The sequence below is a fragment of the Streptomyces sp. TRM70350 genome (assembly GCF_019219825.1).
Taxonomy (GTDB): domain Bacteria; phylum Actinomycetota; class Actinomycetes; order Streptomycetales; family Streptomycetaceae; genus Streptomyces.
This window is the reverse complement of record NZ_JAHUXH010000002.1, coordinates 369261-382152: the sequence shown is the minus strand read 5'-3', so window position 1 is coordinate 382152 and position 12892 is coordinate 369261. Positions and strand designations below refer to the sequence as shown.

10 protein-coding genes and 2 pseudogenes are annotated in these 12892 nt (G+C 69.7%); 5 read left to right on the top strand and 7 right to left on the bottom strand.

Features of this window, described 5'->3' with window-relative positions:
- Positions 1 to 166: 166 nt before the first annotated feature.
- Positions 167 to 316 carry a hypothetical protein gene (locus tag KWI83_RS38130; RefSeq protein WP_256361764.1) on the top strand — a complete coding sequence of 50 codons (150 nt, stop codon included), beginning with the start codon at positions 167 to 169 and terminating at the stop codon, positions 314 to 316.
- 600 nt (positions 317 to 916) lie between these two features.
- On the opposite strand, the gene KWI83_RS05060 is transcribed toward KWI83_RS38130, so the two are convergent.
- Positions 917 to 1627 (bottom strand): PspA/IM30 family protein, encoded by a 711-nt coding sequence (locus tag KWI83_RS05060; protein ID WP_218513042.1) that lies wholly within the window; start codon positions 1625 to 1627, stop codon positions 917 to 919.
- Between the two features lie 44 nt (positions 1628 to 1671).
- A complete protein-coding gene (locus tag KWI83_RS05055) occupies positions 1672 to 3666 on the bottom strand; it encodes a TPM domain-containing protein (RefSeq protein ID WP_218513041.1) in 1995 nt (664 codons plus the stop codon).
- A gap of 699 nt (positions 3667 to 4365) precedes the next feature.
- On the opposite strand from KWI83_RS05055, the gene KWI83_RS05050 reads away from it, so the two are divergent.
- The 3 genes and pseudogenes from KWI83_RS05050 to KWI83_RS05040 all read left to right on the top strand — a co-directional run.
- Complete coding sequence (locus tag KWI83_RS05050; protein WP_218513040.1) at positions 4366 to 4641, top strand: WGxxGxxG family protein; 276 nt, start codon at positions 4366 to 4368, stop codon at positions 4639 to 4641.
- Positions 4642 to 4653: 12 nt separating this feature from the next.
- Positions 4654 to 4929: a hypothetical protein gene (locus KWI83_RS05045; protein WP_218513039.1), complete on the top strand. Its 276-nt coding sequence runs from the start codon at positions 4654 to 4656 to the stop codon at positions 4927 to 4929.
- Positions 4930 to 5279: 350 nt separating this feature from the next.
- Positions 5280 to 5465: pseudogene (locus KWI83_RS05040) on the top strand (MBL fold metallo-hydrolase); the annotation flags it as partial.
- Between the two features lie 212 nt (positions 5466 to 5677).
- On the opposite strand, the gene aroQ reads toward KWI83_RS05040, so the two are convergent.
- Positions 5678 to 6151 carry a type II 3-dehydroquinate dehydratase gene (gene aroQ, locus KWI83_RS05035; RefSeq protein WP_218513228.1) on the bottom strand — a complete coding sequence of 158 codons (474 nt, stop codon included), beginning with the start codon at positions 6149 to 6151 and terminating at the stop codon, positions 5678 to 5680.
- Between the two features lie 198 nt (positions 6152 to 6349).
- Here aroQ and KWI83_RS05030 point away from each other — a divergent pair, with 198 nt between their 5' ends.
- On the top strand, positions 6350 to 7666 hold the full coding sequence (locus KWI83_RS05030; RefSeq protein WP_218513038.1) for an MFS transporter: 1317 nt from the start codon (positions 6350 to 6352) through the stop codon (positions 7664 to 7666).
- Positions 7667 to 7681: 15 nt separating this feature from the next.
- Here KWI83_RS05030 and KWI83_RS05025 read toward each other — a convergent pair.
- The 4 genes and pseudogenes from KWI83_RS05025 to KWI83_RS05010 form a co-directional block, all read right to left on the bottom strand.
- Positions 7682 to 8800: pseudogene (locus tag KWI83_RS05025) on the bottom strand (calcium:proton antiporter); the annotation flags it as partial.
- Positions 8801 to 8980: 180 nt separating this feature from the next.
- Complete coding sequence (locus KWI83_RS05020) at positions 8981 to 9982, bottom strand: TerC family protein (protein ID WP_218513037.1); 1002 nt, start codon at positions 9980 to 9982, stop codon at positions 8981 to 8983.
- A gap of 230 nt (positions 9983 to 10212) precedes the next feature.
- The gene (locus KWI83_RS05015; RefSeq protein ID WP_218513036.1) at positions 10213 to 12213 is read right to left on the bottom strand and encodes a TerD family protein; all 2001 of its coding nucleotides are present in this window, start codon (positions 12211 to 12213) and stop codon (positions 10213 to 10215) included.
- 58 nt (positions 12214 to 12271) lie between these two features.
- Positions 12272 to 12850: a TerD family protein gene (locus tag KWI83_RS05010; protein WP_218513035.1), complete on the bottom strand. Its 579-nt coding sequence runs from the start codon at positions 12848 to 12850 to the stop codon at positions 12272 to 12274.
- Positions 12851 to 12892: the final 42 nt, after the last annotated feature.

Genomic DNA, 12892 nt, shown 5'->3' with positions numbered 1-12892 from the left:
ACTACGGTGCCCCAGCATCTGCGTGACGATCAGGCGTCCTGAACCTCGTCCAGCAGCACGAGGGACGCCGCTGACGCAATGCGCCACAGCGAAGGGGCGGGCCCGGCGGACGGACTCCGCCGAGCCCGGGATGCGGCAGGTCGCGGTGAGCGTCGAAAGTGGCCACATGGCGATCGTCATGCTGCGCGAGCTACGCGAGGAACTGTCCGAGGACTTCGGCCCGGGCGATCCGGTCTCACGGATCGAGGCGATACACGCGGCACCAGCCGACCCGGAGGACCCCCGGCGACGTGGACGACCGGACGTTCTACGGTAAGCCGACAGAGCACATGGAACGGGTGAACTACCAGCCTCAGGGACCGGGGGCGCCGTGGCTGCCACCCAACATGAGGCCATGGGAGTGCTCCGGCTGTGCCGACGCGCTCCGGTCGCTGTAGAACCCGGCAACCCACCGCCGGGGCCTGCTCCGGCCTTGGGGACCAGCTGCGGATGGCGGTAGTACTGATGCCGCTTCTGCTCTCTCGCCAACGACCGATCGACCAGCGCCTTCTCGATGGTGCCGCCGGTGTGCCCGGCGACCTGGTCCAGCAGGGCGATGCCGCAGCGTTGTCGTGTTCGCCCAGCACGCGGCGATGATCAGGCCGGACATCTCGTCCACGGCCAGCCCCCCGCTTGCGGCCACCCGTTCGCCGGGTCCAGGCCGGTTGTGGAGGCGGGGACCCCGGCGGCTACGTGGACACTCTGTGTGTCCAGCACCACATGGTGGGCCGGGGCGCGGGTCCTCTGATCGGCGGCGGGCCCTCTCACGGACCTGGCAGCGCATCGGTTCGTGCACCCAACCGCCGTGAAGGCAGCGGACCTCGTCCGCCGCGGCTTCACCGCTGGCTCCCAGGTGGCGAGTGGTGACTGCCGGCGGTTATGCGGCTTTCAGTGCAGCCAGCCGCGTTTCGATCTCGGTCGCGTCGCCGAGTCCTTCGAGCTGCTCGAACTGCGTGTCCAGGGAGGAGGCGGCGAGTTCTTCCTTGCCCATGGCCCGGGCTTCTTCGCGGCGCACCTTGTCCTCGAACCGGCTGAGTTCGCTTGTCGGGTCGAGTATGTCGATGCTTTTGACGGCGTCCAGCATGCGGTTTTGCGCCTCGGCGGACTTCGCCCGTGCCACGAGTTGGTCGCGCTTGCTGTGCAGTTCGCCGAGTTTGAGCTGCATCTGGTCGAGGCCGGTCTTGAGTTTGTCCACGACGGCCGTGTTGGAGGCGATGGTCGGCTCGGCTGCCGTGGCCTCCCTTTCGGACTGCAGCTGCCTGCTCAGGGCGACCTTGGCCAAGGTGTCGAACCTGTCCGCGTCCACAAGGTCTCCCGCAGCGCGGAGTTCGTCCGCCTTCTTGCTGGCTGCGAGTGCCTTGCGGCCCCACTCGGTGGCGGCTTCCTTGTCCTCCTTGTAATCCTGTTCCATCAGGCGCAGGTTGCCGATGGTGGTGGCCACCGCCTGCTCCGCTTCCCTGATGTTGTTGGTGTAGTCGCGGATCAGCTGGTCCAGCATCAGCTGAGGATCTTCCGCCTGGTCGATCAGGGCGTTGATGTTGGCCCGGGCGAGCTGAGCGACCCGTCCCAGGATGGTCTGCTTGGTCATAACACTTCTCCTTTGCGCATCTGGGTGAGGGAGAATTGGTAGTGTCAGAAACGGCCGCCGCCCATCCGGGCGCGTGTTCCGCCGCCTCCGAAACTGACTGGCCCGGCGCTGTAGCCACCGCCGAAGCCGCCGAGCAGGATCCCGCCGAGCATGGCGCCCGCCAGGCCGCTGCCGCCGCTTCCGACCGCGTACACACCGGGCTCGGTGGCGACGCCGAAACCCTCTACGTCCTCTTGGGCCAGGAGCAGCGCATCCTGCGCCAGCGCGTCGGCCTGCTGCGCCTCTGTCAGGGCATTGTGCGCATCCGCCCCGGCACCCCGGCCGGAGAAGGCCTCGGCCCGCTGCAGCCTGCGCTGTGCTTCCGCGAGCCGCGTGCGGGCCTCGCTGCCGACGGCTCCCCTGTTGGTGATGATGTAGTCCACGGCCTCGCCGACGCTGGACTGCGCACTGAGCACCGTCCGCTCAAGCAGCGCAAGGGCGCGCCGTGTGCCCTGCTCGCTCTCCTGCGCCCCCATGAGGGCCTCGTCGAGCCCGGCATCGGCCTCCTCCACCCGGCGCAGCGCATCGATGGGGTCGTACCGGCCACTCTCCATGGCCCTGCGTACCTCGGTCGCCACGGTCTCGGCGCGTGCGATGCGCCCCTGCAGGGCGGCGGTCGGCAGTTCTTTGGCTCCCTGCAGCAGGCCACGCGCCTCCGCCAGATCCGCGTCCGTCTCGGTCAATGCGCCTGGCAGCGCGCCGGCCGCGTCCGCGAGTTCCTGGGCTCGCCGGTCGACGGCTTCGATCAACCGGTTGGCCTGCGCCACGGCTGCCTCTGCGGCCCGCAACTGGACCGCGGCCGAGCCGTTGTCGTTGCCTTCCACGGCCTGCCGCGCCTGTTGCAGGCTGTTCTGCGCGAACTGCAGTCGGCTGCCCGCCTGCTCTACGTCAGTGACTACCGGTTCGGTGGCTGAGGAGGCGTACTGCTCGCGCATGGCGGCCAGGGTGTCCTGCGCGAGCACCACTCGGCTGCTCGCGGTGTCGAAAGCGGCCTGAGCCGCGGCCAGGGCTTGAGGTGCGTTGCGTTCGAAGCCACGCAACTGGTCGAAGTCCTCGGCCTTCTCGTCCAAGACGCGATTGGCCTGCGCGCACCGATCAATAATCTCCTGGACCATCTGCAGGCGGGTCGAATCGTCCTCGGGGTAGGCGTCATCGAGTTGCTGCCGCAGCCGGAACGCCGCGGTCAGCTCCCGCTTCGCCGCCTCCACCGCTTCGGTGAACGGCTGGGTCGCCTCCTCGCCGAACTGCGCCGCGGCGAAGCCCAGTTCCTCCTGGCTGGTGCGCACCGCGTCGTCGGTTCGCACCAGAGCCTGGCGCGCCTGTGCGTCGAGATCCGCCAGCGACTTCGGGGACGGCCCGCCCCACGTCTCTTCGCCGCCTCGCGGCCCGGCGGCCCTGCGCGACCTGCGTCTGATCAAGGCGAACGCGGCCAGGGCCACTGGAACGAGCACCAAAAGCAGAAGGAGCCAGTTGCCTGTGCCGACGCCTACCTGCTCGCCCTGACCCGGGTCCGCCCCTCCGGGCGTCACGTCCAGCGTGGGCGCGGGCTGACCTGAGAGCACCGCGTCGTATCCCCGGGCTGCGCCGATCGCCGCTCCCGCCCAGTCGTTCTGCCGCAGCGCCGGCGCGACGGCTGTTGCGTCGACCTCAGTCAGGTCCTGCCGTGTCAGCGGCGAGCCGGCGTCCACGTAGTAGGAGTACTGCCGGTCGCTGGTGGCGACGGCGAGCAGCGCGTCGTCGGCGCCGAACCCGTTCCTTACGGCTGTCGCGTTCGCCCACTGCTGTGGGGAGCGGCCGGAGAAATCGCTCACGTACACCACGAACAGCTGGAGTTGGTGTTCGTCGGCCAGCCGGGCCAGCGCCCGGGCGACTTCAGGTTCCCGGTTGCCGAGTGCCCCGACCCGGTCCGTGATCTGTCCTTCCCGTGACAAGTCGACCGGGGCGTCGGCCAAGGCGGCGTTCGCAGAGGTCAGGATCAGGCCCGCAGTCGTCAGCAGCATAGCCATAAGGAATCGCACAAATGTACGCACCACGATATTCGATGCTATGCACCCGCGGGAGGCCCTTCGGCGACCGGACGGTTGCGAACGCATTCGCCGGGCCGCCACGGCCGGCCGGAGATCCTGACGACTGTGCACCCCAGGCGAGAAGGAGCCGACACTGCCCCTCGATCCCCTGCCCTTCCGCTCCGGCCTGCTCATCGCCGCCCCCTTTCGCGCTGGCGCTTCAACGGCCGCGTACCCGCCCTGTACGTGCTGATTCGTTCTGAAAAGTCACTTATCTTCTATTCATTCGCGGCCTGCACAGGAGGCACCAAGGGCAGGCAGATTGTCCAGCCGACAACCAACTGCGCCCTGTGCCGCCGACGACCGCGTTGGATACGCGTCGGGCGCACGGGCTCCTACTGCATGAGCGTTCTGCCGCTCGAGTGAAATTGCGGATGGGTGCACGCCCGCCGGAAGATTGCAAGGGTAGAAGGCGAGCCCCCTGCCAGGGCGTCAGTGGAGATGCTCGCGGCCAACAGGCATCACACAGCAAAGGCGAGATGCCAAGGCAAGGAGCTACCCCCGGCAGTTGAACGAGAACAGACTAAACATGCATATCTACTGGAAGTGTGTGCTACTTGAGGTATTGGGACATACAGGAGATGTCCGGCGACTACTGGGTTTACCGGGGGGCCGGAATCAAGAGGAGACACCATGCGTAGAACCGCCAGCACGGTACTCATCGCCCTTCTGCTCGCTCTCGCGCCGGCAGGGACGGCGTTCAGCCAGGACACTGCCGAGCAGGCGATGCCGCCGGCCGCCACCGCGACGGTTCAGGCCCAGGACAACCAGAACGAGGACGACGACAACGCGGGCCTGTGGGGCCTCTTCGGCCTCCTCGGCCTGGCCGGTCTCATCCCGTGGCGCAAGAAGCGCGAGCACGACCGCCAGGGCTACCGGGAGTCCAACACCCGTTCCACCGGCATGTAGGCGGAGGGCACCATGATGGTCAAGAAGATGCACGAGATGGGCGTCCGCAGCGAGCACGCCTACACGGCTGCCTTCGCTTCCATCGGCCTGACGGTCGCCGCGTGGGCAGTCTCACTCGCAGCGGAACCGGGAACCGGGCTCGCACGCGCCGACCGGTGGGGCATTTTCGTGGGCGAGTGGGCTCCAACCTTCTTCGGCCTCGGTCTCGCCCTGTCCCACTACGAACAGCAAGACGGCACGCTCACCGCCAGCACCCACGAACTCAGGCAGCACCAGCAGGCAAGCTGAAACCGAGCAGCCCCGCCGCGATGCGGCGGGGCTCGCCCTCACCACGGGCACCGCCACAACCGCCAACACTTCCCTGAGCAAGCGGACAGCGACCGGGCCGCAGAGGTCTGCGTAAAGAGGCTTGCAAGCTGGCTACGGGTAGATGACTTGCGTACCGCTCTGGCACAACCGGCAGCAAGTGACGAGGCGGCGTAGCCCTTCCCGTTCTGCTGGCCCTCCCGGAGCATCCACGTCACGAACGCGACCAGGGAGCCGCGGGTGCCCTCGGTGATCGGGAGGCCCTGGGCGGTGGTGAACCGCTCCCAGACCCGCCACGACTTCACGTATGTGTCCCGGGTGTTCTCCGGGGTTTCCCGGGCGGTGTGGGCAACACCCACAAGAATCCAAAGGCGTTCGCCAGTCTGATGCACGACGTCGAGACGAAGATCTTCGACGTCCTCCCGGACGAGACCTGGGTCTACCCGGGGCACGGCAACGACACCTCGCTCGGCGCGGAGCGGCCGCTTCTGCCGGAGTGGCACGCGCGCGGGTGGTGAACTCCACAGCCAGGGGGCGCGAGTTGCGAGACGCGCGCCCCGTGTGAATCCTCTGCACGCGCCGGTGCCCTGCGCGCGCTCCCCGCGCGCGTGGTTGCGCGGTCAACTGGAAGCAGCCCCGCGCGGGATGACAGCACCTGCGCGGTATGGGCCGCCGGTCCCTCGATCCCCGCCCTCGGCCGGCGGCCCACGCAACCCCCACTCCTGGCGGGCTACGCGTCGGCCTGTGCCGCCCCGGCCAGCGCCGCGACCCGCTCCACCCCGAACAGGTACCCCTGCACACCGCATCCCGCGATGACGCCGTCGGCGCGCAGCGAGACGTACGAGTGGTGCCGGAACGACTCCCGCTGGTGGATGTTGGAGATGTGGACCTCCAACACGGGCATGCCGTCACAGGTGTTGAGGGCGTCCAGGATCGCGACGGACGTGTGCGAGTAGGCTCCGGGGTTGATGACGATCCCGCAGTGGTTGAGCCGCGCCTCGTGGATCCAGTCGACCAACTCACCCTCGTGGTTGGACTGCCGGAAGTCCACCGTGCCGCCGTGCGCGGCGGCCGCCTTGGCGCACAGGGTCTCGACGTCGGCCAGGGTGTCGGAGCCGTAGATCTCCGGCTGGCGTTGCCCGAGAAGGTTCAGGTTGGGCCCGTTGAGGATCATGATCGGGGCGTTGGCCAGGGTGCGGGGCACGGTTCCTCCGGTCCGGTCGAGGTCGGTCGGTCCGCGAGGACCGCTGCGCAGACCCGGTCTATCACGGTGCGCCGACACCGTGGCCCTCGTACCCTCCCCGCATGAACGCCGTGATCTCGCCCTCCGCCGGTCTGCTGAGGCGCGCCGCACCTCCGTGCGCCCCCGTAACCCGTGGTCACCGTGAGTAGTTGACGCGGCATGCACGACGTACGCACCGTAAGGGCGCCTTCCATGCTGCGGCTCGCGGCCGCCTCGCTCGCCGGGACGGCCATCGAGTTCTACGACTTCTTCGTCTACGGGACCGCGGCGGCACTGGTCCTGGGGCCGCTGTTCTTTCCCACCTTCTCGCCGCTGGCGGGGACGCTGGCCGCCTTCGCCACGTTCGGCGTGGGCTTCGTGGCGCGGCCGCTGGGCTCCGTACTGTTCGGGCACATCGGGGACCGGCACGGGCGGCGGCCGGTCCTCGTCGGCTCGCTGCTGCTCACCGGTGCGTCGACGGTCGCCGTCGGCTGTGTACCGACGTACGACACGATCGGTGTGGCCGCCCCCGTGCTGCTGCTCGTGCTGCGCTTTCTGCAGGGGCTCGGGCTCGGCGGCGAGTGGGGCGGTGCCGTGCTGCTGACCGCGGAGCACGCGCCGGCCGACCGGCGTGGACTGTGGTCGAGCTTCCCGCAGGTGGGGCCCCCGGTGGGCTTCGTCCTCGCCAACGGCGCGATGCTGACGCTGTCGGCGACGCTGACCGACGCCCAGTTCGCGGCATGGGGCTGGCGGGTGCCGTTCTGGGCCGCCGGGGTGCTGGCCGTGGTGGGGCTGTGGCTGCGGTCGTCGCTCACCGAGAGCCCCAGCTTTCTCTCCATCGACGACTACGCGCGCGTGCCGCTCGCCGAGGTCGTGCGCGACCATTGGCGGCTGGTTCTGCTGACCGCCGGAGCGCTCGCCGTCGGGTACGCGATCTTCTACGCCGTGACCACCTGGTCGCTCGCGTACGCCACGGAACGGCTCGGCGTGAGCCGTACCGTGATGCTGACCTGCGTCATGGCCGCGGTGGTGATGAAGGGCACGCTGACGCCCCTGGCGGCGGTGCTCGGCGACCGCTACGGGCGGCGGCCCCTGTGTCTGATCGGGTGTGCGGCGGCCGCGCTGTGGATGTTCCCGATGGTCGCGCTGCTCGCGACCGGTGCCCCGCTGCTGATCTTCCTCGGCTTCCTGGTGGCGTTGGTCGCGTTCGTCACGATGTTCGGGGTGATCGCCGCGTATCTGCCGGAGCTGTACGAGCCCCGCGTCCGCTGCACGGGCGCCGCGGTCGGCTACAACCTCGGCGGAGTCCTCGGGGGCGCGCTCACCCCGATCGTGGCGACGGCACTGGCCGAACAGGGCGGCCGGGTGCCGTGGGGTGTGGGCGCCTACCTGACCGGCGTCGCGCTGCTCAGCCTGGGGTGCTTCGCATTGCTTCCGGAGACGCGGCCGGTGCGGGTGCGTGCGGCGAAGGCTGAGGCCGAGGCGGCGGCCGGCTGACGTACCGCTCGGCCACGGATTGACCGCCAGCTCCAAGTACGCCGCCAGCAGCACCAGATGGACGCCTCCCTGTAGCGGTGTGGCCCGGCCCGGTACCACCGTCAGGGAGGCGACCACGACGGTCAGTGCGAGCAGCACCATGTGGGTGGGGCCGAGGCCGGGGATGAGTGGCCCGGAGAGCCAGATGGACGCCAGGGCGACCGCGGGGATGGTCAGGCCGATGCTGGCCATGGCGGAGTCGAGCGCGAGGCGAGGCTGGTCTGCGCCCGGTCGCGGCGCGCGGCGCGCAGTGCGGGGATGGTTTCGGGGAGCAGCACCGGCAGCGCGATGATCACACCCACGACGGCGTGGTGCAGGCCGGCGGCGGCCACGCCCGACTCGATCGTCGGCGACATGCCAGGCCGACCACCCCGACCAGCGCGAGCGACAGCAGCCCCAGGCTGATCAAGGCGGTGCGGGTGGACGGGGCCGCGGCGTGGTCCTCCGCGGTGATCATGTCGCCCTCGCGGGTGATCGGCAGGAAGTAGTCGCGGTGCCGGACGGTCTGGGGTCGCCACGAACAGGCCGTAGAGGATCGTCGCCACGAACAGGCCGTAGAGGATCAGCGAGGACAGCGCGGCGAACGTGAGCTGCACCGCCGAGAACTCCGGGCCCGGCTTGCTGGTGGTGAAGGTCGGCAGCACGAGGCTGAGCGCGGCCGGCGTGGCGACCGTCGCGAGGGCGGCGCCGGTGCCCTCGGGGTTGAAGACGGCCGTGCGGTGGCGCGGGGAGGCCACGAGGATGCTCAGGCCGACGATGCCGTTGCAGGTGATCATCACGGCCGCGAAGACCGTGTCCCGTGCCGGCGAGGCGCTCTTGTCGCCGCCGTCCGCCATGAGGGTGACGATCAGCGCGACCTCGATGACGGTGACGGCGACGGCGAGGATGAGCGAGCCGAAAGGCTCGTCGGCCCGGTGAGCGACCACTTCGGCGTGATGCACGGCGGCGAGGACCGCGCCCGCGAGGACGACCATCATCAAGCACGACGACCGCGCCCGGCACGTCCCGGCCCCAGGTGAGGACCAGCGAGATCGCCGCGAGCACCGGCACTACGGACGTCCACCCATGCGTGAGCGACCTGAGCCGATCGATCATGCAGCGACCCTCGCAGACCGGCTCATACCTCCCATTCCGGTCGGCGACGGTCGGCGGAGGTCGCACGACGCCCGTACGTCACCGTCATGGCCTCCGCATGTCGAACTCGAAGCACGGGAGCGGTGCTCGGCACTTCACCGAACACCGCACCAGTGATGGTTGTCGCTGCCTCCGTGATGGTCAGACGTCGACGCTGTCCTTCGGGGTCTCTTCGCTCGGCCCCTGCGCCGCCTCGGCCGCCGCCTGTTTCCGGGAGGCCATGAGGCTGGTGATCGTGGTGACGATCAGGACGGTGCAGATCACGCCGAGCGAGAACGGGATGCCGATCTCCGGGACGTGGACCCCGGACTCGTGCAGCGCGTGCAGCACCAGCTTGACGCCGATGAAGCCGAGGATGATCGACAGGCCGTACGACAGGTGGACCAGCTTCTTCAGCAGGCCGCCGATGAGGAAGTACAGCTGCCTGAGGCCCATCAGCGCGAAGGCGTTGGCAGTGAAGACGATGTACGGGTCCTGCGTGAGGCCGAAGATCGCCGGGATGGAGTCGAGCGCGAACAGGACGTCCGTGGTGCCGATGGCCAGCATCACGACCAGCATCGGGGTCATGACCCGCTTGCCGTTCTGCTCGATCCACAGCTTGGTGCCGTGGTAGCGGTCGGCCACACCGAAGCGGCGCTCGGCGGCCTTGAGGAGCTTGTTCTCCTCGTACTCCTCGTCCTCGGCTCCCGCCCGGGCCTCCTGGATCAGCTTCCAGGCGGTCCAGATCAGGAAGGCGCCGAAGAGGTAGAACACCCACGAGAAGCTGGCGATGATCGCGGCACCGGCGGCGATGAAGACCGCGCGCAGTACCAGGGCTATGAGAACGCCGATGAGCAGCACCCGCTGCTGGTACTGCGAGGGCACGGCGAACTTCGCCATGATCAGGACGAAGACGAAGAGGTTGTCGACGCTCAGCGACTTCTCGGTGATGAAGCCGGCGAAGAACTCACCGGCGGGCCGGCCGCCGCCGAAGACGAGCAGGCCGAGGCCGAAGAGACAGGCCAGGACGATCCAGACGACGGTCCAGATCCCGGCTTCCTTGATCGATACATCGTGGGGCTTGCGACCGATGAAGAAGTCGACCGCGATGAGCGCGGCCAGTCCCACGATGGTCAGGACCCATAGGGTCACAGAAACATCCACTGCGCCTCCGGCAGTACGTAACGGCGAACGGTCAGTCAGCGTCGTCGCTGCCGGAGGTCTCTTCCACCCACAAGCGGGCCGACGCCCCGGGATCTGGCCTGATCCGTATTGACGGGTACGTCGCAGTAGTCAGGGAGTACTCCCCTCCGTACGCAGAACAGTACCCCAATCACCAAGGAAAGGTAAATTAGTTGGCAAAGACAAGCTCAAATCCCCTGCTCAGCCCGGCTTTACCGATGCTTGGTACGGGCTGCGGCGATCTGGTCGAGCACCCGCTGGAGCACCTGGCTTCCGGGCGGCACCAGCGACGGCTCGTACGTCCAGGCGTGCCCCACCCACGGGTCGGCGAGATGGTCGTCGGGCACCGGAGTCAGTCGCAGCAGCGAACGCCACAGCGGGTCGAGCAACGGCCCGTAGGCAGCGGCGTCCTCCCGGTCCGCGACCATCATGAGATGGACGCCGACGGCCGGGCCCTCGTCGGCCAGGTAGCGCAGTTGCGTGACGGCCCGGTCGTCGAAGCCGTGCGGGAAGTCGTTGACCACCAGCAGGTTCTGGGAGGTGTCGAAGTCCGGTGGAAGTGCGTCGGGCGCGCCGCCGCGCACCGCCATCTGCACCAGGTCGACCCGCTGCGTGAGCTTGCCCAGGACGTCCGCCACACCGGCGGCACCGACCGCGGGCGGGGCCGCGAGCACCCCGCTCTGCACCAGCGGTACCAGCGTCTGCGCTCCCGAACCGGCCGGGTCGATGACATACACGGTGAACTCGCCCGTGGGATGGACGGCGAGCAGGCGCGCCACATGCGCCACCGCCGTCTCCATCGCCAGGCGCCGCAGGTCGTGCGCGTCGTGGAACGAACCGTCGACGGACCCGGCACGACCGCTGTCGATCCACAGGCCGCGCTCCAGCGGCAACCGGACCAGCATCGGTATCCGCACCTCGGCGCACTCCGGCAGATGCAGGTCGCCCAGGCGCAGGGCCATGGGCATCTCCATCGGCACGCGGTAGCCGTGCCAGACGGGGTTGTCCCAGCGGGCGTACGCCGGTGGCAGGGCCGGTTCGACGACGTCGGCCTCGGCGGCGAGCTGGGCGACGTCCCGGTCGAGGGCCTGCCGGGCCTGGTCGACGAGCCGGCCGTGCCGGACGCGGGCCTCCTCGCGTGCGGCGTCGGCCTGTCCGCCGATCCGGCTGCGCGGGTCGGACAGGACCTGCTCCAGTTCCTTGTCCATGCGCGACTCGGCGAAGTCGACGGCGCTGCGGTACGCGGCGGTGGTACGGGCGAGGTCCTCGAACATGCCCCACACCTGGTTGCAGAGCCGCTCGTCCATGGACCAGCCGGTCGCGTCGCCCGCGACGGGCTGGGCGGGCTGACCGGGCGCCGCAGGGGGCGCGGTCGGCGGGGACGGCGGCGGTACGGAGTTCCGGCGGCGCGGGTGGTTGTAGTCGATCGGGCCGCCCGCGGTGGGCGCGGAGGGCTGGGTGAGGGCGGAGGGGTCGGTGGGGGCGGAGGGCTCGGGGTGGGCGGAACCACCGGGGTAGCCCGTACGTCCTCCTGTGGCGCCCTGCGGGGCCTGGGTGCCGTAGGGCGAGCCGCCGTGGTCCGGGCCCGGGGTGGGTGCGGCCGCCTGGCGGGTGCGGTCCGCGCCCACCGTACGGGGCGGGGGTGCCGCCACCGAGCGGGCCATGCCCTGGGCGACCGCGTCGTGGATGGCTCCGGCGAGCTGGTGGGCCTGGGGCAGGCCCTGGTCGGTGAAGAGCTCGGCGAGGCCGCCGGCGTAGCCCTGGCCGACGGCGCGCACCTTCCAGGCGCCCTGACGGCGGTAGAGCTCCAGGGCGACGACGGCCGTCTCGGTTTCCAGGCCGGTGATGGTGTAGCTGGCGACCTCGGTGCCGTCGAGTCCGGTGACCGCGACGAAGGGGGCGGCCACGGCGCCGAAGCGGGCCGGTCCCCCGGCGCCGGTGGGCAGGGCGAGCAGCACATGGACGCGGTGCACGGCGTCCGGCATGGCGTCCAGGTCCACCGCGAGGCGGTGGGCGGCGGCCGCCTGGCGGGACACCTCCAGTCCGGGCAGGGTGGGTGCGCCCGGGTGGGCCACTCGCTCCGTGTCCCGGACCTTGCCCTGCTCGTCGCTGAGCGTCGCCACGGCCACGACGGGCTTGCCGGCCGAGACCCTGATCTCCAGGCGGGCCTGGGAGAGCGGGTGGTTCTGCCCCCGCACCAGCTCGGCCGTCATCGCCTCAATCCCCCTGTGTGGCTGTTGTTGTCGTGTGCCGCTCGCCGGGTCCGCCGTCTCAGAGGAGCGGCAGGATCGACGGCATCAGGTCCTGGAAGGTGCGGCCGTTGGCCGGGGTGCCGAGGGCCGTCATGGACCAGCCCGTGCCCGCGCGGTGCACCTTCGCCATGATCTGGGCCGTGTAGGCGCCGCCGCCGGCGAGCGTGTAGCGGGCGAGTTCCTGGCCGTTGGTCTCGTCGACGATGCGGCAGAAGGCGTTCTGCACCTCCTGGAACGTCTGGCCCGTGAAGGAGTTCACGGTGAAGACGATCTGGTCGATGTGGACCGGGAGGCGCTGCAGGTCGACGAGGATCGCCTCGTCGTCGCCGCCCTGACCGACGCCGCCGACGAGGTTGTCGCCGGTGTGGCGCACCGAGCCGTCGTCGCTCACCAGGTGGCGGAAGAACACGACGTCGACCGGCTGCTTGTCCGCGAACAGGACGGCGGAGGCGTCAAGGTCGATCTCCCGGGTGCGCGAGCCGAACAGGCCGCGCCGGGGGGCCGCCTGCCAGCCGAGACCCATGCGCACCGCGGTCAGGGTGCCGCCGTCGTTCTTCTGCAGGCTGATGGCCTGCCCCTTGGTCATGTTGACGGTCACGCGCTGATTCCCCTCTTTAGCATTCCCCTGTTGCCGCGAAGT